This window comes from Bacillus sp. DB-2 (assembly GCF_003315125.1).
In the GTDB taxonomy this organism is placed as follows: domain Bacteria; phylum Bacillota; class Bacilli; order Bacillales; family Bacillaceae_G; genus Bacillus_A; species Bacillus_A mycoides.
In genome coordinates this window covers 100,311-124,743 of sequence record NZ_QNRN01000002.1, presented here as the reverse complement: position 1 = coordinate 124,743, position 24,433 = coordinate 100,311, and the positions used below count along the sequence as shown (strand labels likewise).

Below are 24,433 nucleotides of genomic sequence, written 5' to 3'. Positions count from 1 at the left end.
ATTGCATGAGAAAGATGGTTGCTATTTTCTATAACCTGTAACTATAATAGTTACAGGTTGGTCGTATCCAATCAAAAAATATAATCATCATGAATGGAGAGGTTACATATGGGCATGAAAAAATTAATTTTAGCAGGTGCTTTAGGGATCGCAGCATTATCAGGAACGAATTTACCAGGATTAGAACTATCAAAAGCGAGTGCCGCTTCTATTGAATCAAATTTCTCGACGTTAGAAGGGCGAGTAGTAGAAGTGGATAACGGTGTAATTGTTGTAAAATCTAAGCAATATGAGGAACCTGTTAGTGTGTATATAGATTCCCTTTCACATGTGAAAGTAGGGGATGAGGTTAAAGCTACTGGATCTATGATGCGTAATTTTACTGAATATATGATTGCAAATACAGTTGAAAATACGTCAAATAAATTAGGTATGCACATGAAAGAAGATGGTTCTCCTGATTATGTAATTGGGGAAGTATCAAAAGTAGGAACGATGGAAGATGAAGGAGATAGTTCTACTAAATATGTTGTAGTGCAGTATCCATCAGTAAATGGGAAGAAAGCTATTATTGAAGTGTACTTAACTAAAGGACAAGTATTTAATATGGGTGAGAAAGTGAAAATTGATATGAAGTATGTAGGCTGGGGCGGAATTTCTATTAACTACAACACAACGGATCATATCGAAAAAATTCATGAAGTAAAGAGCAACGTTGAAAATAATGAGGATGTATGGATCTGGTCTTAATAAGGCGAGTATAAGTCGTTATTTGCAATTTACTCCAAACAATAAATGTAAAAACTAAATGTATCATGCAGTACCCATTAAATTATCATATGTATGAAAATTTGATGGGTATTTTTTATTTTGTGTTTTTTTGAGAATAAGGGATTTTCGATTAGAATATGATGTTTAAATCGGAGCGAGTTTAAAAAATACAATAATGAAAGAGGTGTTTAAGGATGGAGCGAGATGAGGTTTATTTACGAGCTAAAAAAAGGATAGAGAATTTAAAAGCTTTTTACATTCATTTAACGGTCTATATACTAGTTAACTTAATGCTTTTTTTTATAAATATAAGCTCTGATTCAAGCAAATTATGGTTTTTATATCCACTTGGAGGTTGGGGAATCGGTATCGTTATACACGGTTTGACAACTTTTCCATTTGGGATATTCGGAAAAAAGTGGGAAGAACGAAAGATTAAAGAATATATGGAGAAAGATAAGTAAATTTATTTCTGTAATGTATGAATATAAAAATTCATATAAATCTCTGTGCTCACACGCTTGATGCGAAGTCTATTCTATAGCTTCGCCTATTTGTTTTTTATTCGAAGTTTGTGCGAGTAAGTGTTCATATTCATTTTTTAGCGTGAATTGCATGTGAAATCAAAACTTTATTTGTAGCACATAATAAATACAGTTGTTTTACTTTTTTAATTACTTGTGGATGTAGGATGAAGTTGATTTATTACCCTATATTAAAATAAAAATAAACCACTGTTCGATTTGAATATTCCACGATATAATGGTGAGAGTTTATGACAGAATAAATATTTACATAAGAAGTGAGGTACTTTATGAAAAAAAGAACGACAGACATTATTTTTATTATTATTGGTGCATTTCTTTTTGCGTTAGGTGTCAATCTGTTTGTTATCCCGAATGAGTTTGGTGAGGGAGGGGTAACAGGTATCACGATTATTACGTACTATTTATTTGAATGGTCACCGGGCTTAGTTAACTTAATTTTAAATGCGATTTTGTTAATAGCCGGTTATAAATTTTTAAATAAGATTACAACGATTTATACGATTATCGCTGTAGTTACGAACTCGCTATTTCTTCATTTGACAGAAGGCTGGACGATTGCTTCGGATGAAATGCTCGTAAATGCCATTTTCGGAGGAATATTTATCGGGTGCGGGATTGGTCTTATTATTCGTGTTGGCGGAACAACTGCAGGTACTACGATTTTAGCAAGGATGACGCATAAGTATTTAGGGTGGAGCATTAGCTATGGTTTACTGTTCTTCGATTTAATTGTTGCGTTTTCATCTTATTTCATCATTGGTGCAGAAAAACTGATGATAACAATTATTATGCTATATGTAGCAACGAAAGTGATGGAGTTTGTAATTGAAGGTTTAAATCCGAAGAAAGCCATTACGATTATTTCTGATAACCCGAATGAAATTGCCGGGAAGGTAACTACCTTAATGGGCAGAGGGGTTACTGTGTACTCAGGTCATGGCTATTACACGAAAACGCCGAAGGAAATTCTTTATATTGTTATTAATAAGCAAGAAGTAGTGAAGCTAAAACGGATTGTTCAAACTACGGATCCGGCTGCGTTCATCGCTATACACGATGTTCGTGATGTATTTGGAGAAGGATTTGTTGATATTTCTAAGGCTTAGAAATTATTTTTTATTAAAATAATCTTAATACTAAAACGAAAGAATCTATTTTGAATAATTTTTTTCAAAATAGATTCTTTTTATTTATCTTAAAATGTTGGCTTGTAGCGTATTATGTATCAACTCTTATTCAAAAAAACTAATAGCAGTTTGTTTTTCTTTTTCTTGCAAAAAGTACAATTGTTTCTTAATGTAAGAATGTAGAAGGATGAACAAGAGAGGGTTTAATGAAGATGATACATATTTTATTAGCTGATGATGATAAACATATTAGAGAGTTATTGCATTACCATTTACAAAAAGAGGGCTTTAAAGTTTTTGAAGCGGAAGACGGAAAGGTAGCGCAAGGCGTTTTAGAGAAAGAAAATATTCATCTTGCGATAGTAGACATTATGATGCCGTTTGTTGATGGCTATACGTTATGCGAAGAAATCCGGAAGTATCATGATATACCTGTTATTTTATTAACTGCAAAAGATCAGCTAGTCGATAAAGAAAAAGGATTCATTTCTGGTACGGACGATTATATTGTAAAACCATTTGAACCAGCTGAAGTAATTTTCCGTATGAAAGCTTTATTGCGCCGTTATCAAATGCTTAGTGCTGATATTATTACATTACACGGAACGACTATTGATCGAAAAGGGTTTGAAGTGAAGTGTAACGGTCAGACGATTTTGCTTCCATTAAAGGAATTTGAATTATTATCACAACTTGCTAGTTATCCTGGAAGAACCTTTTCAAGAGAAGAATTAATTGAATTAGTATGGGGAATGGATTTTGAAGGAGATGAACGAACAGTTGACGTTCATGTGAAGAGGCTACGAGATCGTTTTTCAAAACGAACAGATGATTTTCAAATTACGACAGTACGCGGACTCGGTTATAAGTTGGAGTTGAAATAAAATGAAATCACTATATTCTAGATTTGTTTTTATGACAGTCGGTATTATGCTTCTTAGTAGCATTATCGGTTTTTTATTAACGAACGTATATTATCAAGTGAAGTTAAAACCGTACAATAGTGAAAAGATTTTAATGTATGCTAAAGAAGTAAAATCATTATATGAAAAGCAAAGTGAAGAGAATAAAGAGGCATACTTACAGTCTATTGCGAAGTTAGGGTATGAAATTTATATTGTAGATGACGAAAATCATGGAAAGCGTATTGGGAATGCGTTTCGTAAGATAACAATTAGTGATGATACCGTTCATAAAGTATTGCAAGGTGAGACGTTTAATGGCGTTTCCACATATCCAACTCGCCTCTTTATTACAGGATTTTTCGATAATGAATTAATTAATAGTGTCGGTGTACCGCTAAAACACGATGATAAACAGTACGCTTTATTCATTCGCCCTGACATTCAGCAACAATTCGGCGAAATGAGAATTTTTCTAGCGGTATTACTCGGTTTCATCGTTGTATTAAGTATCATTTTTATAGCGATTGCAGCAGGTTATATCGTTCGGCCAATTCGAACATTTACGAAAGCGACTCAAAAGATTGCAAGTGGTGAATATGATATCGAATTAGATGAAAATCGAAAAGATGAAATTGGTACACTAGCGACTAATTTTCAAAAGATGACAAAGAGCATTAAAGAATTAGATCAAATGAGGCAAGAGTTCGTTTCTAACGTTTCTCATGAATTCCAATCTCCACTTTCTTCGATACAAGGTTTTTCGAAAACATTACAATCGGAGAATATGAGTGAAGAGGAAAGAAAACATTATTTGAAAATTATTGAGGGCGAAAGTAAGCGGATGTCTAGTTTATGTAAACAGTTACTTACGCTCGCTTCATTAGATAAGGAAGAGAAAGTTCTACAAATTAAAGAGTTTCACTTACAAAAGCAAATTAAAGACGTCATTTTTATGCTCGAATGGAAATGGCGTGAAAAAGATATAGCTGTCGAATTTGATGTGCCGGACATCATCATAAACGGTGATGAAAACTTACTTCATCAAGTATGGAGTAATATTTTTACGAATAGCATTAAGTTTTCAAACGACGGCGGAACGATTGAATTTGTTGTAGAAGAATTAGAATCCGGTATTGTCATTTCTATATCAGATAACGGAATCGGTATGGAACAAGAAGAAATGGATCGTATATTTGATCGTTTTTACAAAGTAGATACAGCAAGAGCGAGAAACGTAGAAGGTAGCGGTTTAGGGTTATCAATTGTGCAGAAAATTGTTGAACTGCATCAAGGAAACGTTTCAGTTTATAGCACGAAAGGGGAAGGGACTACTGTTCGGGTTGAGCTTCCTAAATAAATGAAAAAGAAGACATGTGAATGTACATCATGATTATCATTGTAGTAACGTGTATTCAATGTCACACATAATATCAAAAAAGTACATCACTTATATATTTAAAGACACATAAATATCAATAGTAAAGATAGTAAGGGGTGAATGCCCCTACTATCTTTTTTTATCTAAACAGATAAATTTAAAATACATAGTCATAATAGATAATCTATGATATTAGGTATATTATTTTATGGTGGAGGACGTAGCCTTGGTGCGAGGACCTTGACTTTAAGTATTTAAAGGAGTTAGTAGCTAAATTACAATATCCCTTAAGCAAAAAAATAAAGGATAAATAGCATGAGGTTGTATTCATTAGAGAAGCACAAACAGATAATGGGACAATGTACTATCTTATGGATGAAAACTTGGACTTTATACCATTGGCCAATAAATAAACTTTTTAATTCAACTAACTGGCATAGTTGAAGAAGGAATTTCTCTAAACTTTGAAGAATTTATATTCAAAAATATGTTAAGGAGCTTGTCAATTATATGGAATCCATTAGCAAAAGCGAAGTGAAGCTACGAGATATCATAGAGGAAGATCTTCCTATCTTTTTCGAACAACAACTAGATTCAACGGCGAACTATATGGCTGCCTTTACAGCTAAAGACCCCACTGATAAGGACTCATTTTTTGACCATTGGAAAAAAAATATTGCTGACGAGACTATTACAATTAAGACTATATTATTCAATGGCATTGTCACTGGACACGTCTCGAACTTTGAACAGTTCGGCGAACCCGAAGTAAGCTACTGGATTGGGAAGGAATATTGGGGTCATGGTATTGCAACTTTAGCGTTGTCAGAGTTTCTGGAGTATATTAAGATACGCCCACTCTATGCTCGTTCCGCTAAAGATAACCTCGCCTCCATCAGGGGATTGGAAAAATGCGGGTTTAAAATCATCTCTGAAGATAAGGGTTTTTCCAACGCAAGAGGCAAGGATGTTGAAGAATTTATTTTGAAGCTTGAACCTTATGATATGTAATTTAATACCTCAATTCGTATTTGATGAAGATGAATATAGGACAGAGATTAATAAAATCTTATTGAACTAACGCATGAGTTAGTTGAACAAACATTAAAAAAGCCTGTATCAACGATTACTTGGTAATCAACGATACAGGCTTTACCTTTTCCGAAAAAGAGCTTGAACAAAATTCATTTGAGGGTAAATTACTGGACACCATGCTTCATGATGCTTATCGTACAGGCCGAATTATTCAATTAAGGAAGATACAGAGGGCATGGCCATCAAATCGTTAACTGAACGTTTTAGTTATTCCATTAAAGGGCGCTATTGTTGAATAAAACTTAGATTTTTAAACAACTTTATTGTTATATTTTTTAGTGAAGTGAAGTATCTTACATACAAAATTAAACAAGCATAATCCCGTCCTATATTTAGAACGGGGTTATGCTTGTTTGAGATAATAAAATTAAATAATTTTATTATAACTACACATTACGGATTAGATAATATTTTCTTTCTGCTATAAAGCCGCACCTTTCCCGCGCTCTTCCTTAAACCGAAGCCCAAAAGTATCCGCTGTAATTTCATCAGTTTTCGGCAATGAACGTAATTTCGGATGAAGTAGCCATACGAGAGAAATGAATAAAATTCCGATGCTAGCGAGCGCGAAAATGAGTTGGCTACTAAATACATTTGCGGTGTATCCGCCAATTAAAGAGCCGAACGGCATAGCGATTGTCCCATGCTTCGTGTGACTGAATTGATGCGTCCAAGATATTGATTTGGAATTAAAGTTTGACTAATTGTCGCAAATAATATGTTGGTCGCACCAATTGGTATCCAAGCTAAGCCGAATAAAAAAATTGATAACCATTGAAACGGTACAAACGTAGAGAGAAACCAAAAGAAAGCGCTAGTCGCAAAGCTAATAATGGAGACATGGCTAATATTATGTTTACCAATCCATGAACTGAATAGTGCTCCAATTAAACTACCGGCGGATATAGCGGCTAAAAAGAAACCGTATAATTTAACCCCTCCTAAAGAATCGGCGAAAGAAGGGAGTATTGCCATCGTCATACCGATTGAAAAATTAGCGACAACTGAACCGATTAAGAAGATGCCCATTAATGAACGAAAGACGATTGAAAAGCCTTCTTTTAAATCAGAGAAATATTGCTTTGTTGAAAGTGATGTGCCTGTTTCGGTTTGTGTCGGCATTTTTAATGAAAGAAACAAAATCGCAGTAATTGCGAATGTGAAAGAGTCGATTATATATAAAGTGATTGCGCCAAGTAATGCTACTAATATTCCGGAAAGAGTTGTACAAACTAAATCAATGCCTTGATAAGCAAAGGAAAAGAGTGAATTCCCTTTTAATAATTGTGTTTTATGCAGTAGAAGTGGTAAAGCTTTCGATTGTGCGGGATAGGCGAATTGTTCGATAAAGGCTACGATGGGCATAATGATGAGTAGTAGTTGAACTGTTAATAGATCGAAGTAGTGTGTAATAGGAATGATTAATATAAGAATGCATTGCAAAACTTGTGTGATTACGAGGGTGTTTTTGATTGACCATCTATCAACGAATGGACCGGTAAGAAATTGTAATGCAGAAGGTAATAATGTAAGGAAACCAGCCAATCCAGAATAAAAAGGATCACCACTCAGCTCATATACGAGCCACATCGCTGCTACATAATACAAACTATCTCCTATGTTTGTAAAAATTCTCCCTAAAAATAGTAAGAGGAAATTCCGGTTTTTTAATACGTCCACTTTATCTACTCCTTTATAAAAAAATTATTCGGTAAAATAAATTTGACCGTTTATGTAAAAAAAATCGCATTACGATTTTTCTTCTTTTTTTACAAATTGCTGCATTGTTCTCTCAGCGATTTGAAGTGCAGTAGTAGAAATATAATAAGGTTTACTATTCGGATCTTTATCTGCACCTTTTGTGATTTCGTTTAATTCAGCCATTAATTCATAAAACTTTTTTACCCACACTTGAAATTGTTCTGGCGTTGCATCAAATTCCCAGCAGGATGAAACGTAATTCCACTTAGCTGGATCTTCACTTGCATTTTGTAATGTAAAAGCTTCTTCTGGTGCAGAGAGAATTTGGCTTTTCGTTCTTTCTATCATTTGTAAAAAGATTTGGCGACCGGATTCGCTTAATATTTCTAAATGAGGTAATAGATCTGCGGCAGGGGTGAAGCCTTTAGCGACAGATTGATAAAACTTTTGAACAATCCCATTCTTTTCTTCTGTATAAACGATCTCTATAAGCCCATTCTTTTCTAATCCTTTTAAATGATAATGAATTTTCGCCCTTGAAATGCCGAATTTCTCAGATAGTAATTGTCCAGTATAAGGACGTTCGCATAGACGTATCATCATTTCGGCACGTAGTGGATCGCTTAATGCTTTTAGTTGGCTATAAGTAGTTAGTGTTAATACGGGCTTCAACATGATCAACTCCTTGAATTAAATTACTCGGTCAATATTATTTGACTGAATTGTATCAAGGATTCTATTTATTTTCAATACTTTCAGAAAATTTATTTTTTTGCTCTGTAATCTTCTGTTCATATTCCGTTCATATTTCTTTTTTATGATTAGTGCATAGAAAGAAAGAGGAAGGAGCGAGCATAATGTTTTTAGCTCTGCGTGAATTGAAACAATCAAAATTAAGATACGGATTAATCGGACTCATTATGGTGTTATTATCATTTTTAGTCCTTGTTATTTCAGGATTAGCAAATGGACTCTCCTATGATAATGCTTCATCGATTCAAAATATGGAGGCAAATAAGTTCGTTTTAGCAGATGATGCGGAAAATAAATTACTACGTTCACAAATTAAGAAAGAAGATGTAGATAACGTAGTCAATCAAGTAGGCGAGAAAGAGGCCGTTCCGTTTCGTGTGAAAGTTTCAACGTATGAAAAGAAAGATAGCTCGAAAAAAGTGGATGTCGCTATTTTCTCAAGTGAACGCGATACATTTTTAGAACCGAACATTGTAAAAGGTGAGAAATTAGGTACAGCAAACAACGAGATGGTTGCCGATGAATCAATTAAAGAAAAAGGTATCGATATTGGGGATACAATTATTGATCCTGTTTCAAAGAAAGAATTTAAAATCGTTGGATTTACGAAAGATCAAATGTTTAGCCATACACCAGTCGTTTATGTAAATGAAGACGTATGGGGCGCTATTTCACAACCAAACCAAAAAGATTATAGTGCAATTGCGCTTAATACAGATAAAGAAATTAAAAATGCACATGTTATCGACAAAAAAGAAGTATTACAAAGTATTCCAGGATTTAAAGAAGAGCAAGGAACATTAACGATGATTATCGCGTTCTTACTTGTTATCGCTGCGTTACTAATCGGTGTATTCTTCTACGTCATTACACTGCAAAAAACACAACAATTAGGTGTATTAAAAGCAATCGGTACAAAGAATTCTTATTTAGCGAATAGTTTAGTCGTGCAGGCGTTATTCTTATCAGTCGTTGCGATGATAATCAGTATTGTTCTTGTACAAGGATTAGAACAAATTTTACCAGCGGGTATGCCGTTCTTATTAACAACACCGATGATTGCACAATATGCAGCAATCTTTATTGTAATTAGTATTTTAGGAACACTTATTTCGTTATATCAAGTGTTAAAAGTTGATGCATTAGAAGCAATTGGAGGCGGGATGTAATGACTTCATTATTAAAATTAGACAGAGTAAGTAAAGTGTACGGAGAAGGGAATACGGAAGTAACAGCCCTTCATCCGATGTCGCTTGATGTGAAAGCTGGAGAGTTTATCGGAATCGTTGGTCCTTCTGGATCAGGGAAAAGTACGTTATTATCAATCGCGGGTGCTTTACTATCACCGTCAAAAGGGGATATTTACATTCGTGAGCAAAATATTACGAAGTTATCAGAAAAGGAAATGACAGACATTCGTTTGAAAAAAATCGGCTTCATTTTCCAGTTCGCAAATCTTGTTCCATATTTAAATGTAAAAGAACAATTGCTTTACATTGCAAAGTTAAAAAAAGAAAACAAACAAGAATCAGAAAAACGTGCGGATCACTTGCTAGCAGCATTTGGATTATCTGAAAGAAAAACTCATTATCCAAATCAACTATCCGGCGGGGAAAAACAAAGAGTAGCAATCACTCGTGCGTTCATGAACAACCCAGATTTAATATTAGCTGATGAACCAACTGCAAGCTTAGACTCAAAACGCGCACGTGAAGTCGTTGAAATGATGAAACGTGAAGTAAAAGAAAGTCAAAAAGCAGCTATTATGATTACACACGATGAGAGAATGCTCGATGTATGTGATCGTATATTGACGCTTAGAGATGGGCAGTTAATATAAAGAAAAAAGGCCAACCGTACATATATGTGCAGTTGGCCTTTGTATGATTATTTTAAAATAGATATAATGGCTTTATTTTGAGAATAACGTTTTAATTTTATTGCGTGTTACTAATAAAATTCCACCTAGAATAGATAGCATTCCTAAAGCCATATTACTTGATTGCTCACTACCAGCGTTAGGAAGTTCTTTAGCATTGTTTTTCGCTGGAACAGTAGTAGTTGTAGTGTCATTATTCACTGTCGATTGTTTAGGTTGTGATACTTCACTAATTTTGTTATCTACATTTTGCTTTGTTGTATGTAACTCAGCTAATTTGTCATCAATTTTTTTCTCAGTATGTTTAAAATCGTTTATTTTAATATCTAAGTCTTGTTTTTTCTTTGTTAAATCATCTGAAACAGTTTGTTTCGCTTGTTTCATTTCGTTTATTTTATTTAGTAAATCTTGTCTAGCTTCTTGTAATTCAGCAAGTTTGTTTTTTACATCTTGTTTAGCTAGTTCTAAGTTAGCGGAAAGACTATCTAAATTGCCTTTAATTTTCTTAAGCTCCTCTAACGTGTTCCCAGTATTCGGCTTATTTTCTTTTAGCTCAGCAAGTTTGTCCTCAGCAGTTTGTTTCGCTTTCTTTAACTCAGCTAATTTTTCATCTACCTGTTTTTTTACTTCCTTAAGTTCATTAACCTTCTGATCGATGTTCTCTTTATGTTGCTTAATTTCATTCACTTTTTCATCGACAGTTTGTTTATGTTCTTTAATCTCATTAACCTTTTCATCAACAGTTTGCTTATGCTCTTTAATTTCAGCAACTTTTTCATCTACTTGCTTTTTATGCTCTTTAATTTCAGCGATTTTATCTTCGGCGATTTGTTTGTCTTGCTGAAGTTTTGCATCTAACTCTTGTTTATGTTGTTTAATCTCGCCAATTTTTTCATCTGCAACTTGTTTACGTTCATGTAGTTCATTAACCTTTGTATCAACATTTTCCTTAACTTGGTTAAGTTCATTTAATGTTTGATCCACATTTTCTTTGTGCTGCTGTAATTTCGCATCTAACTCTTGTCTATGTTGCTTAATTTCAGCTAAGCGATCTCCCGTACTTTGCTGGGGAGTAGCATCAGTTACTTCCGCATGAGCAGAGTTTGCGCCAGCAATCATTGCTAAAGCTAGTGTAGACGCAGCGATTGTTTGTTTTGTTTTCATATTTTTGTACCTCTTTTCTTTCATATGCATGAGCTGTTTTGTGTAAAATTGAGCATATAGAAGTAGATTATTTTATTATTATATACCATGTTCGGCGCCTAGAGGAAGTATTTGCATAATAATCTATGATTATGTGATTCTTATAGTCTTTTATTTTGGGATAGGGGACAAATCTTCAGCAAGATGAACAATTTCTTCTATAGTAGATTTCACATCTTTACTATCGCGAATAACAAACAAATAATCAGCCTCATTTTCTACAGGATCTACTACATCTTCATGTTGAGATTCAGCCTGTTGCCGAACGAGTACTTCTTTGAAACTGGAATAGTTACCTCTAAATATATTTATACTTCGCTTACTACGAGCTACTCTTTCATAAAGAATATCATCTGGAATGTCAAAACGAACGAGTATGCGTACATATTCCTCTTCCTTAAACAGCTCATTCAGCAAATACATCCGGCCGTTTCGGCTTCTATTTGAGTTGCAAATGATAAGGTGTAAATTTGTATGTTCTTTTGCATAATCAACAATGAATTTCGAAAGAGCGTGCTTAAATGTATTAGGGCCTTCAGTTGGCTGTAATTTTTCATAATGCGTGTTAATAAATTCTGCTTGGTTATCTTGATCCATAACGAAAGAGTGGGGTAACTTTTTTTCTAGTTCTTTAGCAAATGTTGTTTTTCCACTGTGGGTTTTTCCTACTGTAATAATGACTAATCGTTTCATATTGGCCTCCATATGTATTGTTATAATCTGGAATGTTCGGTGTGAATCGACAATTTTCCTGCCGGAGAAAATACAAAGTGGCTGAGTAGTAATGGGCTGAAAATTTCACCGAAAAACTTATTTATCCAATAATCCCCTAATGTGAAAAGTGTGATGTGATGTTGTCCTAACTCAAATGAACTAAAAAATATTCTGTTTAGAAAGGGGGCGACAATGCTATCGTTATTGAAATATATTATGGAAATGTGCCTGGTGAAAAGGAGGTCTAGAACAAATATTAAAAATAGCTGTTAATAATAAAAAGGTAGGAAACATATACCCTTTATTGTTAAGTACAGCCTTTCATAATCTATGTTGAATCAATTGGAAAATTCATGGAAAAGTGTTATGGTTTATTTGGGAGCTGCACATTATTTATGTTCAGTAAAAAAGGGGGATTAAAGTGGGGGCTAAAATTTTTAACGGCAGGCATATAGCCAATAGCAAGGATCAAGAATTTGTTGTTTTTATTATTGGTATGCGTATTAATAACCTATTAAAATTTTGGAAGTGGATACCAGTTTTTAATGCTATGGGACCTATGATTAAAGAATTATATCAAAATCCACAATGGGGTTTCTTACATACAGAATTCTTATTTAGTTGGAGAAAAGTAATCTTAATTCAATACTGGAAGGGATTCGACGAATTAGTAAACTATGCTCACGGAAAAAACCATTCATATGCTTGGAAATCATACAATAATAAGATTAAAGATAATGGGAGTGTCGGTGTTTTTCACGAGACATATCAAATAGAAAAGGGTGCTTCTGAAGCAATCTATGTTAATATGCCAAAAACAGGTTTATCTAGAGCTACCGAACATATACCAGTATCTCAGGATACTAATACTGCTCAAAAAAGAATGGATAAATAATTCAGGAAATTTCGTATGTAGTTTCGATTTTCCTGCCAGAGAGTATACAAAGTGTCGGAGTGTTAGTAGGCTGGGAACTTGACAAAAAAACTTATTTATGCTATAATTTACCAATATAAAAATAAAGTGTATAATAGGGTTCTCCTGGCCAGGGGGACCCTATTTTTGTTGTGAAAATGAAGGAGTGTATGTGCGTGAAAAAAGGTGAAGCAAGTGTAACGTCGTTAGTATCAGCTTTCGGAAGGGCGTATCATAGTGAATTTGATAGTTCTAAAATCTTTGATGATTATGTAGCTAAAGATTTCATTCCACAAAAAGAACGTAACGATATTGAAACGAATATGGTTCAAGGAATACATTTTTTCAATACAGACATTGCAGAGAAGTTTCAAGATAATCCACAAGAAATATTAAAATGGATTACACAAGTTCAATTATCACCAACACCTTTGGCACGTGCAGCATATTGTGAAAGAGTGCTATTACATGAAATTACATTAGGCGCGAAGCAATACGTCATACTCGGTGCAGGCTTAGACACGTTTAGTTTTAGACACCGAGAATTAGAAAAAAAAATAGAAATATTTGAAGTGGATCATCCTTCTACGCAAGAGTTTAAGAAGAAAAGAGTGAAGGAAGCAGAACTTGAAATGCCAAATAATCTTCATTTTGTTTCCATGGATTTCACGAAAGGTGTTTCCTATGAACAGTTACGTAATGAAGGATTTGAAAATAAAAAGACGTTCTTTAGCCTTTTAGGTGTTACGTATTATTTAACGAAAGAGGAACTTTCCAGTTTAATAGAATATTTATTCGAGATAGTTCCAGCAGGAAGTTCTATCGTTTTCGATTATCCTGATGAAAACTTATTTACGGAAAAAGGATTATCCAATCGAGTTGAAAATATGATAAAGATGGCTGAGATAGGCGGAGAACCGATGAAATCATGTTTTTCTTACGGAGAAATGGAAGCACTGTTAGAGAAATCGGACTTACTCATTTATGAGCACTTATCACCAGAGGATATTCATAAAATGTATTTTGAGGGACGAAACGATTATTTAGAAGCTTTTGAGACGGTGCATTATGTACATGCGGTGAAGAAGTAGAGAATTAGTAGGCATGGGGAGAAATCTCTGTGTCTTTTTTTGTGGGAAAAAGGAAATGGGGTGTAGTGATGGGAAGTATTAATTGGAAGGAGAATTCGATAGTTTAAAGAATACGCAGTATGAATGTAAAAGATTAAGTAGCAATGCTAAAGGAGAACATAATGTACACAATTGGACAAGTTGCTAAATTTTTAGAAGTATCTAGAGATACTTTGAAATTTTATGAGGAAAAAGATTTGGTCAAGCCAAAGCAAAATATTGAGAATGGGTATAGAAAATATAATCATTTTGATATATATGATATAACAACGGTCAATTTCTATAGGGAAATGGATATCGAAATAAAAAAGATTCAAGAATTAAGAAAAAGTAAGAGTATAGAGGGAATAAAATCATTGTTGGAAGAGAAAGAAAAAGAAGTTTTAAAGGAGATAGAGTATAAAAAGCTTCTTTTAAAAAAACTTCAAATTGTAAAAGAAGATTGCGAAAAAACAAAGCAATTCTTAGGGAAATACGTAGTAAAAGAAATGAAGCCTTTAGAAGTAAACGGAGAAATAGAGCATTATACTGCGTATGAGGAATATGAATCTTTGAAAAAGAACACTGACAGCTTAAAAAAAGCAGTTACTCTAACATCTTTACGTAGAGTTATAAGTTTTAATGAAGAAGGTATTATAGAAGATAAATTTATTATTGTAAGAAAAGTAGAGGACTTTGATAAAGAATTAGAAGGTGAAATTCTATCTCATCCAAAATGTATTTATACAGTTATTGAAGATGGAAGATGGTCAACTGGTGGGAAAAGTATTGATTGTAATGTGGAGTCCAGTTTAAGAAAAGCAGCAATAGAACAAGGACATGAACTTTTGGGGCTAGTGTATATAAATATATTACTTACCACGTATGAAGATGAACTTGAGCGTATATTTTTAGAGATTTATGCACCTGTAAAATAATGCAGACATGTATTGACCTGTGAGTAGCCCTCAGGTTTAAGCTGGAAGTATCCGTAAATATAAATACTATTATGTTTACGAAATACTTAGTTTGAAATGGGGATTGTGCATGAACAGGGAAAAGAAACTAAAAAAACCAGTAGCGAGTTTTATTGTACTAACCAATATCATTTTTCTGCCATTTTTTTTGCTTGTAGGAGCTATAAGTATGTTGGGATTCCCTGCATGGGTTTTTGATGTAATGTTTTGTATATCGTCTTGGTCCTCAACTTTTGCTTTTGCTGTGCTATTTAAAAAAATCTATCCAGGGCAGAGTTTTATACAATTTGTAAAAGACAAGTTCAAGAATAAACTTAAAGTTTCTGTAATTCTTATTGTGAGTATGATTCAAACTTTCATATTTTTAATGATTTTGTTTATCGTGTCTAAAAATAGTGAAGTAGACTCTATTTTTACTGTCTCTTCATGGGGAATGCTAACCTATTTCTTTGTTAAAAACTTTCTTGCGGGGCCATTGGGAGAAGAAATAGGATGGAGAGGTTTTGCACAAATTGAACTCCAAAAGAGGCATTCACCATTAAAAGCTTCGCTAATTATAGGATTTTGGTGGGGGATGTGGCATCTACCTATATGGTTTACTACAGGATTTGTAGGAATTGATTTATTTAAATATATTTTATTTTTTATGATTTCTATCATATCCATTAAAATTGTCATGACAGCATTTTATAACTTAAATCAAAATTTAATCATTCCAATCATTATCCACCAATTCTTTAATTTTTTTATCGGCATAATAAACGGGAATTTAATCGATTTAATTATGTATAACGCAATTTTTTATTTAGTAGTTGCAGTTGTTTTAATTGTTGTGAACCCAAAGAGAGTTCTGTATGGAGCGGAAGATATAGATAGCAGGAATGGAAAGTATTAAGTACATTGCTATTGGAAGGCGGGGAATGATGAAAAATTATATAGGGGTAGTAGCTGCTAAAAGTATCTTTATCCTTTCAATTGTTTTTCTATATTTCAATCCGTATAGTAAGCAATTCCTTGATAAAGACTTATATATTACTGTGTTTTTCATGTTCTTACTTCCTTCTTTTCTAGCAGTAATTGCGGCAGTGGCAAGGCATAAGACTTTCATGATTGTTTGTAGCATTTGGTTGTTACCAGGAACTCTGTATTTGAGCGTAGCTGCAATACCCTCGTTATGGAATTTATATATTATATTTTTAATAATTTATTTTCTATCTATCGTTTGGATGAAAAAGAGAAATGCTTGAAGAGTAGTTCTCTTTTTTATTAAGCTTTTGAAACGGGAATGAAAGGATGAGGAGTTTAGTGAAGCAAGGATTATCTAAACTAGCAGATGTGTTAGTCAATCATTCTACGAAAGTGCAGCCTGGTGATCAAGTGTTGATCCAAAGTGTTACAGAAATAGATCCGGCAGTAGTTCGTGAAATTATTAAGACAGTGGAAAAAGCAGGTGGATATGCGCATGTATCAATGCGCGATGTGTCTGTTACAAGGCAATTAATTCTATCAGGATCTGAAGAACAATTTAAGTTATTTGCAGATTGGGAATGTTATCGCTTAAGTAAGATGCAAGTATATATTAATCTCCGTAGTCCTAGAAATGCATATGAATTAGCAGATGTACCAGCAGAAAAAATGAAATTATATCAAAAGATATTTGGAAAAGCTCATAGTGAAGCAGTGTATAAAACAAGATGGGTGACAACAAGAATCCCGAATGCGGCGTCTGCGCAAGAAGCGAATATGAGCACTGAGGCCTATGAAAAATTTTATTATGATGTATGTACGTTAGATTACAATAAAATGTCGAAAGCAATGAATCCGTTAAAAGAATTAATGGAAAAGACAAAGCAAGTTAGGATTATTGGAGAAGGTACGGATTTGAAGTTTTCAATTGAAGGAATTGGCGTTTTAAAAGGAGATGGAACGGATAATATACCTGATGGTGAAGTGTATACAGCACCTGTCAAAGATTCAGTAAATGGAGTAATAACATTTAACACAGTATCCGTTCAACAAGGTTATGCGTTTCAAAATATAAAATTACATATGAAACAGGGGAAAATAATAGATGCATATGCAAATGATACAGAGCGAATAAATCGAATTCTGGATACGGATGAGGGAGCAAGATATATTGGAGAATTTGCACTAGCTTTTAATCCTTATATATTACACCCGATGAATAATACGTTATTTGATGAAAAAATAAATGGTAGTTATCATATAGCGATTGGAGATTCGTTACAAGGTGCAGATAATGGGAATAAATCAGCGATACATTGGGATTTAGTAAACATTCAAAGACCGGAGTATGGCGGGGGTGAAATTTGGTTTGATGACGTACTGATAAGAAAAGATGGACTTTTTATTTTACCGGAGTTGTTAGGATTAAATGAAGAGAATTTGAAAAGGTAAAGTATTTTATTGAGATTATGTAAAATAGATTAAAACACAACGTATCAAACTACGAGATTAATCGTGTGATTTTACACTCATTTAATATTAATAGGTAAATAGAACAATTGGTGCCAATTGTTAAATGCGTAGTGTAAAAAAGACAAAATCTCTTAAAAAATACTTAAATTTTTACTCCATCTATCTTTACAATCCCTCCCTATAATGTGAATTGGGCAAGCATCTAAGAGAAAGCAGAACATGTCAGTTTATACATTTTATTATTAGGGGGAGAAATTGTATGAAAAAGGTAGTTGCTTCGTTAGCCGTTATGGCAGTGTTATTACCAACGTTTTCGATGAATGCTGAGGGAAAAGAACAAGCACAAGCACGAAAAACAGCGACGATGTTTAATGTAATTAGTGACATTCAAGGGGATTTATCGGATTTTGATCACGTATTAAAAGATATGAACAAAGTGACGCCACTATCTAGAGCACTTATTATGAATGGGGATATAACGCCAGAAGGACAGCAATCACAATATGATGATGTGAAGCGTGTGTTAAACAAAAATAAGCATCCGGAAAATGTATGGTCGGCTATTGGGAACCATGAGTTTTACGCTGGGAAATGGACAGCTGATGGAAAGTTATCTCAAAGTACATGGCCAAACGGTGTAGCAGAAGATACGCTATTTAATCGATATTTGAAATTTAGCGGACAAGAAAAGGTGTACCATAAAAAAGAATTAGATGGTTATCCACTATTATTTTTAGGGACAGAAAAATATATGAGGTACCATGATTCAAAAATGTCAGATCAAGTGTACTTAAGTGAGGAACAATTAGGTTGGCTGAAACAAAATTTAGAAGACTACAGTCAAAAAGATAAAAATAAGCCGATTTTTATTTTTTCTCACCACGTTTTACCTGATTCTGTATCTGGTTCAAGACAATCACCGTATTTAAATGACTATTTAAACGTGGATAAATTGTACGATATATTAAAAGATTACCCGCAAGTTGTCTTTTTCACGAGCCATACGCACTGGGATTTAAATTTACCAGACTGGGCTGGTAAAAAGAAAATTGCAGGCGGAGATGAAAAAGGATTTACAGTTGTAAATACGGGCGGCATTGAAACAGGATGGAGGTCAGCTGGTCCAAATGGCGGCGAGATTCATGCTCCGGATGGATCTTCTTTTAAACAAGGGTTGCAAGTGAAAGCATATGGTAACGATGTTGTCGTAACGGCTTACGATTATAAACGTGATAAAGGTATAAAGAACTTATTAATTAGTGATGCAAAAATTGCAAAAATTGCACAAATGGCACCAGATGTAACGGCTGATGATAGTAAAAACGTAATCGTTGGTGCAACAGAGTATATGGAGTACAATGTAGAAGGAACGAATGAGTGGTACACGTACAATAAAGCGAATCCTCCAAAATTTGATGGGAACAAAATTGTATACGTACGCCATAAAGGCGAAATGAATTTAGAGCCAGGATTAACGCAGCTTCTTCGTTTATCGGTAAATAAGTGATTGGTAAGGGCCTACTTCTTAATGAGTGGGCTCTTTTTATTTTGTCGTTTTTTATCGGCAAGTCGATATATTTTAAGTATCGGTCGATATAATTTGAGAATCGCTGATATAAATTTCATGTACCGTATTGAAGTTAAAATCGTTAATGCAATTTCATGCACCGAAACGAAATTCCCTACATTTTTAATCCAGAAAGGTGACTTCATCATTTTTCCATGTAATAATAGTATGGTTACATTTACTGTGAAAGAGTATAAAAGGAGCGTTATTGATGAATTTAGCTAAATTTCCGAGAAAAAAATATACAGAATCATATACACCAATTGAAAAATTAAACAATTTTTCTGAAGCACTTGGTGGACCAACTATTTATTTTAAACGAGATGATTTACTTGGTTTAACAGCTGGCGGTAATAAGACGAGAAAGTTAGAGTTTCTAGTTGCGGATGCACAGGAAAAGGGTGCAGATACGTTAATTACAGCTGGTGGTATTCAGTCAAACCATTGCCGTCTAACACTTGCAGCTGCGGTAAAAGAAAAAATGAAATGTATTCTTGTGTTAGAGGAAGGACTTGAGCCAGAAGAAAAGCCAGACTTTAACGGAAACTATTTCTTATATCATTTATTAGGTGCTGAAAACGTAATTGTTGTGCCAAACGGAACAGACCTTATGGAAGAGATGCATAAAGTAGCGAAGGAAGTAAGTGAAAAAGGAAATACACCATATGTAATACCAGTTGGTGGATCGAACCCTACTGGCGCAATGGGATATATTGCTTGTGCGCAAGAAATTATGGCTCAGTCATTTGAGCAAGGAATTGATTTCAGTTCAGTTGTTTGTGTAAGTGGTAGCGCTGGTATGCATGCTGGTTTAATTACTGGCTTTTCCGGAACGCAAAGCAAAATTCCTGTAATCGGAATAAATGTAAGTAGAGGAAAAGCGGAGCAAGAAGAGAAAGTAGCAAAACTTGTAGATGAAACTTCAGCTCACGTTGGTATCCCAAACTCTATTTCACGCGAAGCAGTTACATGCTTTGATGAATATGTAGGGCCAGGATACGCTTTACCAACACCAGAAATGGTTGAAGCAGTACAGTTACTTGCGAAAACTGAAGGTATTTTACTTGACCCAGTTTATACAGGTAAAGCAGTAGCGGGACTAATCGATTTAATTAGAAAAGGTAAATTTAATAAAGAGGACAACATTTTATTCGTACATTCAGGTGGTTCACCAGCTTTATATGCGAATACATCTCTGTTTGCGTAAGTGTGAAAAAGCATTGGATATCCAATGCTTTTTGTTTTAAATTAATGTTGAAATTTGATACAATTTCGTGAATATGCGATGATTTTTCAACGTTCAATTGTAAATAACGATATATATATATAAAGGAGATTGATGTATGACAGAATTTTGGGAAGCAAGTTTTATAGAAAATCAAATGATGTGGGGATTTGAACCTTCAGATTCCGCAATTTTGACGAAGGACATTTTCCTTGAAAAGAAAGTGAAGGATATATTGATTCCTGGTATTGGGTACGGTAGAAATGCGAAGGTTTTTATTGATAACGGAATACATGTAACAGGTATTGAAATTTCAAAAACGGCGATTGAATTGGCGAGGGCAAATGAACTTAATGCTAATTTCTTCCATGGTTCAGTTACGGATATGCCTTTTGATAACAAACTGTATGATGGCATATTTTCCTATGCACTTATTCATTTGTTGAATAAGGATGAGAGAGAGAAGTTTATTAAAGATTGTTATAGTCAGTTAAAACCAAACGGATATATGATTTTTACTACTATTTCTAAAGATGCCCCAATGTTTGGGAAGGGGAAACAACTGGGTAAAGACTACTTTGAAATAATGGAAGGGGTAAAAATGTATTTTTATGATGTTGACTCGGTACAACAAGACTTTGGAAAATATGGACTGATGGAAACTACGGAAATTTTGGAGCCACATAAAAATATGGCAAGCAAACCTCCATTTAAATTTATAATGATCAAATGTCAAAAAACACTATAATTACCATTGTGTAAAAATAGTGAAAGGTTACTTAATAAGCTGGTTGAGTAAGCTATTCACTCATTGTTCTTTAAAGGCGAAGTAAGGGGAGTCAAATGGCATCCCTTACTTCGCTTAATTTAGTTTAAAACATGTTTTAAACTTCCAATGAATAATTTGTTATATAATGGAATTATTGAAGCGTGAGAGGGGTGATTATATGAGTACAACATTAAGAGGGGTCATATACACAATACTCATTATTTCTATAATATTAATAATTTTTTTAGGTTACGGATTATATTTGTATTTTAAGTGAAATGATATCTGAACCAAAGGAAAGATCAAAGAATCGAAGTGCAAAAACGTGTTGGTGATGATAATTATGAGGATTTGAAAGTAGTTACAGACAATAATCAAGTGTTGCAAGTAAAGAAAATATTAAATGATATTCATTTTGAAAATAAAAAAGTGGAAATGTCTCGTTCAGCTGATTATCACTTTGTTTTTCAATTTAAAAATCCGAAAATAGAGGCGAAAGCTGTGTTGTATCAAATTTGGATAAGTCCTAATAAAGATAAAGTAGAAGTTATGGCGGGGGATAATCGCTATGCTCAATTAGAAGGGAAAAATGCAGCCACTTTGTTTGAGATTGTTACGGGAGAAAAGTTAGTTGAATAAAAGTATATGGCACTTAACTTTTTCAGATTTATTGTAATGATTCACTACTTGTAAGGGATTATTCAGTGTGTCTTTCTATTAAAAAGTCTAAATTTGATCAATTAAATACGATAAAATCTTTTTAAAAATAATGAAATTTTAGGAAAAATAAGGTACACTAGTCAATGGTTTTAGTTTAAAATCGATTGACGTTAATGTATACGGGGGAAAGATTGATGAACAATAATCCAATAAATGAATCAGTTGAAGAAGTTGAGAGAAAACGAGTAAGATCAAGCAAACGTTTTACAAATTGGAAGCTTATTGCAGCGGGTGTTGGTGTAATTGTACTTCTCATTGGAGGAATGAGTTATTATCAGGCAACTCACTTCAATTCAAATGTTACGATTAATGACACAAAAGTCGGTGGTCTGAACGCTGATCAGGCAATACAGAAATTAAAAACATCTGGACTAGAAAACAAAGTCTATGTTAATCAACAACAAATTTTAGATGAAAAAGATACAAAAACGGAACTTACGGAAAAAGATTTGCCTCAAGTTAAGAAACTATTAAAAAGCCAGTGGACATTTTTCCCTTCCTCAAAGGAAAAAAAATATTCAGTGCTACCGGAAAAGGCGGATCAGTATCGTAGTGAAACGATGAAAAAACTTGTAGAAGAAAAGCTCATCTCTATGAATGAAAAACTACAAGCGCCTCAAGATGCTATGGCGAAGCTGGAACAAGGAAAAGTTGTTATTTCGAAGAGCGTTGATGGAAAACAGTATGACGTTACTAGTCTACTGAAAGATTACGACAAGCAGAAGTATAAAAGTGAAATTCATCTGAAGTCTACATACATACAGCCTATTAAAGAAGACGATCCGATTGTTAAAAAAGAGGAGAAAGCACTACAGAATCTTCTTGGGCAGTCAGTTGAATATAAAGTGCAGAATGAAGTGTATCCTTTAAAAGCGAAAGATTTAATTCAAAATGCCTCTATGTCAAAGGATATGAAAGTTACAATCGATGCGAGCGACATTAAGAATAAGATTGCTGAAATTAATAATGCTAAATCAACATTAAATAAAAATTTCAGCTTTAAAACCCATTCCGGTTCGGTCATATCAGTAAAAGGACAAGGCTACGGCTGGGCACTAGATGTTGAAAAAGAAACAAAACAAGTTCAACAAGCTTTTGAAAAGGGTGAAAAATCGCTATCTGCTTCTAATATCCATGGAAATGGTTGGGAGAAGGAAGGTATCGGTTATGAAACAACATCGAATAATGGCATCGGAGACACGTATGCGGAAGTTTCAATTGCAGATCAACAAATTTGGATTTATAAAGATGGGAAATTAGTCGTCACAACAAATGTAGTAACTGGTAAACATAGCACGAGTGAAGATACATCACCAGGTGTGTGGTACGTTCTATATAAACGAACACCATACACGCTGAAAGGCAGCGCAGTAGGTAAAGCTGATTATGCAGTTAAAGTAGATTACTGGGTTCCATTCACAAATAGTGGCCAAGGATTCCATGATGCAGGCTGGCGAAAAGACTGGGCAAATAATGCTTATTTAACAGGGGGATCAGGCGGGTGTGTAAACCTTCTTCCTAATGTTGCAAAAACTGTATATGATAGTTTGAACACTAATGATCCAGTTATTGTGTACTAGAAAATAGCTACGTATCAAGAAATAAATAAAGCAGGAAATCTTATCTGATGGTACATGAAAAAACACCTCTTGAATTCGCATATTTAGTGTGCAAATTCAATGGAGGTGTTTTTGTTTGAAAACAAGAGTTCATTGCCTATAAGAAACGAAGTAGAAAGAGATTGAGATGATAAATAGATATTCAAATAGTCAATAAAATTGACACTGAATATCATTTTCATTTATTATGAAGTCGTCACATGTAATTGGACATGATTTTTGTGAAAAAGTTTACTTTTTTATTAATATAATAGATTTCTATTAAGGTGTCCCATTTAAGAATTAAAACGTAGGAAAGGGTAAAATAAAAATGAACTGGAAAAAAGGCGGATTATGGATTATTATTTTTTTCATTGTAAAAGGTACGATTTCTACACTTTTAATAGTTACAGGTGCTAAATATTTTGATTTATCATTTATGCAACTTTTCATACTAATACTGATCTTATTACTGGTTTCTCTCATAAGTCGAAAATTGCTGCATAGACATAAACAAAACAAAAAGCAAAAAGAGCTAAATATATAATGAAGCCCCAGAGACCTTTGGATTTCTGGGGTTTTACTATATATTTAGCCTCTTACTATTTGTGGAAAGTAAAACTCCCAGCTCAAAATTTAGGTGGGTACAGAAGTTTGTTGGGAGCTGATTAAAGTCATGATCTATGTTGATTAAAGGAAGTCACTGAATTTGTTGCTACAATTATTAAACAAGGAATAATTGTTTCGTCTATACACAATGAGTGGTTATGTGATGATCCAAATTTAATTTACGTTAATATCGAAGACGTTGATGATCCACTAATTTTCGCAAGGAAAGTCAGAAGAGTATTATGCAATTAACCAATTTTTTTAGTTAAATGAGTGATTGTGTTGATTAGAATATTTCAGATTGTTGAATGGTATACTTGGAAAATAGATTTAAGTAGATGGTTTTATAAAATCTCATATATAGCTAAAAAGAGTAACTCCATTTTGATCGCTTTTTTTCAAAATGGAGTTTTTGTATTTACTTTTAAATAAG

Annotated in this window: 23 protein-coding genes and 4 pseudogenes; 23 read left to right on the top strand and 4 right to left on the bottom strand. The window is 33.7% G+C overall.

Features of this window, described 5'->3' with window-relative positions; translation table 11 throughout:
• Positions 1-108: 108 nt before the first annotated feature.
• The 7 genes and pseudogenes from DET63_RS03645 to DET63_RS03615 form a co-directional block, all read left to right on the top strand.
• Positions 109-750 (top strand): ATP F0F1 synthase subunit alpha, encoded by a 642-nt coding sequence (locus DET63_RS03645; RefSeq protein WP_113935883.1) that lies wholly within the window; start codon positions 109-111, stop codon positions 748-750.
• Between the two features lie 215 nt (positions 751-965).
• On the top strand, positions 966-1,235 hold the full coding sequence (locus DET63_RS03640; RefSeq protein ID WP_113935882.1) for a 2TM domain-containing protein: 270 nt from the start codon (positions 966-968) through the stop codon (positions 1,233-1,235).
• A 350-nt stretch (positions 1,236-1,585) separates the two neighbouring features.
• Entirely contained in the window at positions 1,586-2,425 is an 840-nt protein-coding gene (locus tag DET63_RS03635) for a YitT family protein (RefSeq protein ID WP_000747487.1), read from the top strand.
• Positions 2,426-2,652: 227 nt separating this feature from the next.
• The gene (locus DET63_RS03630) at positions 2,653-3,330 is read left to right on the top strand and encodes a response regulator transcription factor (protein ID WP_000781971.1); all 678 of its coding nucleotides are present in this window, start codon (positions 2,653-2,655) and stop codon (positions 3,328-3,330) included.
• Between the two features lies 1 nt (position 3,331).
• Entirely contained in the window at positions 3,332-4,708 is a 1,377-nt protein-coding gene (locus tag DET63_RS03625; RefSeq protein WP_113935881.1) for a sensor histidine kinase, read from the top strand.
• Positions 4,709-5,239: 531 nt separating this feature from the next.
• A complete protein-coding gene (locus tag DET63_RS03620) occupies positions 5,240-5,740 on the top strand; it encodes a GNAT family N-acetyltransferase (RefSeq protein ID WP_113935880.1) in 501 nt (166 codons plus the stop codon).
• 149 nt (positions 5,741-5,889) lie between these two features.
• Positions 5,890-6,018 (top strand): annotated as a pseudogene (locus DET63_RS03615) (DinB family protein); the annotation flags it as partial.
• A gap of 227 nt (positions 6,019-6,245) precedes the next feature.
• Here DET63_RS03615 and DET63_RS03610 read toward each other — a convergent pair.
• Together DET63_RS03610 and DET63_RS03605 are read right to left on the bottom strand one after the other, a co-directional pair.
• Positions 6,246-7,504, bottom strand: a pseudogene (locus DET63_RS03610) (MFS transporter).
• 69 nt (positions 7,505-7,573) lie between these two features.
• Positions 7,574-8,197 (bottom strand): ArsR/SmtB family transcription factor, encoded by a 624-nt coding sequence (locus tag DET63_RS03605; RefSeq protein WP_113936095.1) that lies wholly within the window; start codon positions 8,195-8,197, stop codon positions 7,574-7,576.
• A 185-nt stretch (positions 8,198-8,382) separates the two neighbouring features.
• Between DET63_RS03605 and DET63_RS03600 the strand changes: the two genes are divergently transcribed.
• Together DET63_RS03600 and DET63_RS03595 are read left to right on the top strand one after the other, a co-directional pair.
• Positions 8,383-9,447 carry an ABC transporter permease gene (locus DET63_RS03600; protein ID WP_113935879.1) on the top strand — a complete coding sequence of 355 codons (1,065 nt, stop codon included), beginning with the start codon at positions 8,383-8,385 and terminating at the stop codon, positions 9,445-9,447.
• Positions 9,447-10,118 carry an ABC transporter ATP-binding protein gene (locus tag DET63_RS03595; RefSeq protein ID WP_113935878.1) on the top strand — a complete coding sequence of 224 codons (672 nt, stop codon included), beginning with the start codon at positions 9,447-9,449 and terminating at the stop codon, positions 10,116-10,118. Before DET63_RS03600 ends, DET63_RS03595 begins: the two co-directional genes overlap by 1 nt.
• Before the next feature lie 72 nt (positions 10,119-10,190).
• Here the strand turns inward: DET63_RS03595 and DET63_RS03590 are convergent, their stop codons facing one another.
• Entirely contained in the window at positions 10,191-11,351 is a 1,161-nt protein-coding gene (locus DET63_RS03590; RefSeq protein ID WP_113935877.1) for an LPXTG cell wall anchor domain-containing protein, read from the bottom strand.
• A 120-nt stretch (positions 11,352-11,471) separates the two neighbouring features.
• Positions 11,472-12,065 carry an AAA family ATPase gene (locus DET63_RS03585; protein ID WP_181777888.1) on the bottom strand — a complete coding sequence of 198 codons (594 nt, stop codon included), beginning with the start codon at positions 12,063-12,065 and terminating at the stop codon, positions 11,472-11,474.
• Between the two features lie 430 nt (positions 12,066-12,495).
• Between DET63_RS03585 and DET63_RS03580 the strand changes: the two genes are divergently transcribed.
• From DET63_RS03580 to DET63_RS03515, 14 genes and pseudogenes are all read left to right on the top strand, one after another.
• Entirely contained in the window at positions 12,496-12,969 is a 474-nt protein-coding gene (locus DET63_RS03580) for a DUF4188 domain-containing protein (protein ID WP_002013729.1), read from the top strand.
• 188 nt (positions 12,970-13,157) lie between these two features.
• Positions 13,158-14,078, top strand: coding sequence for a class I SAM-dependent methyltransferase (locus tag DET63_RS03575; RefSeq protein WP_113935875.1), 921 nt, complete (start codon positions 13,158-13,160; stop codon positions 14,076-14,078).
• A 161-nt stretch (positions 14,079-14,239) separates the two neighbouring features.
• Entirely contained in the window at positions 14,240-15,034 is a 795-nt protein-coding gene (locus DET63_RS03570; protein WP_113935874.1) for a MerR family transcriptional regulator, read from the top strand.
• Between the two features lie 109 nt (positions 15,035-15,143).
• The gene (locus DET63_RS03565) at positions 15,144-15,968 is read left to right on the top strand and encodes a CPBP family intramembrane glutamic endopeptidase (protein WP_113935873.1); all 825 of its coding nucleotides are present in this window, start codon (positions 15,144-15,146) and stop codon (positions 15,966-15,968) included.
• 28 nt (positions 15,969-15,996) lie between these two features.
• Positions 15,997-16,320 carry a hypothetical protein gene (locus tag DET63_RS03560; RefSeq protein WP_113936094.1) on the top strand — a complete coding sequence of 108 codons (324 nt, stop codon included), beginning with the start codon at positions 15,997-15,999 and terminating at the stop codon, positions 16,318-16,320.
• 58 nt (positions 16,321-16,378) lie between these two features.
• Positions 16,379-17,491: an aminopeptidase gene (locus DET63_RS03555; RefSeq protein WP_113935872.1), complete on the top strand. Its 1,113-nt coding sequence runs from the start codon at positions 16,379-16,381 to the stop codon at positions 17,489-17,491.
• Between the two features lie 280 nt (positions 17,492-17,771).
• A complete protein-coding gene (locus DET63_RS03550; protein WP_113935871.1) occupies positions 17,772-19,019 on the top strand; it encodes a DUF4073 domain-containing protein in 1,248 nt (415 codons plus the stop codon).
• Between the two features lie 21 nt (positions 19,020-19,040).
• Positions 19,041-19,304: a hypothetical protein gene (locus tag DET63_RS03545; RefSeq protein WP_113709891.1), complete on the top strand. Its 264-nt coding sequence runs from the start codon at positions 19,041-19,043 to the stop codon at positions 19,302-19,304.
• Positions 19,291-20,286 carry a D-cysteate sulfo-lyase gene (gene cuyA, locus DET63_RS03540; RefSeq protein ID WP_002066210.1) on the top strand — a complete coding sequence of 332 codons (996 nt, stop codon included), beginning with the start codon at positions 19,291-19,293 and terminating at the stop codon, positions 20,284-20,286. Before DET63_RS03545 ends, cuyA begins: the two co-directional genes overlap by 14 nt.
• 136 nt (positions 20,287-20,422) lie before the next feature.
• Complete coding sequence (locus DET63_RS03535; protein ID WP_113935870.1) at positions 20,423-21,052, top strand: class I SAM-dependent methyltransferase; 630 nt, start codon at positions 20,423-20,425, stop codon at positions 21,050-21,052.
• A gap of 318 nt (positions 21,053-21,370) precedes the next feature.
• Positions 21,371-21,712, top strand: a pseudogene (locus tag DET63_RS03530) (YhfM domain-containing protein); the annotation flags it as partial.
• A 215-nt stretch (positions 21,713-21,927) separates the two neighbouring features.
• Entirely contained in the window at positions 21,928-23,373 is a 1,446-nt protein-coding gene (locus tag DET63_RS03525; RefSeq protein ID WP_113935869.1) for a L,D-transpeptidase family protein, read from the top strand.
• A gap of 349 nt (positions 23,374-23,722) precedes the next feature.
• Positions 23,723-23,938 (top strand): hypothetical protein, encoded by a 216-nt coding sequence (locus DET63_RS03520; protein WP_113935868.1) that lies wholly within the window; start codon positions 23,723-23,725, stop codon positions 23,936-23,938.
• Between the two features lie 146 nt (positions 23,939-24,084).
• A pseudogene (locus tag DET63_RS03515) lies at positions 24,085-24,252 on the top strand (DUF1259 domain-containing protein); the annotation flags it as partial.
• Between the last annotated feature and the right edge of the window lie 181 nt (positions 24,253-24,433).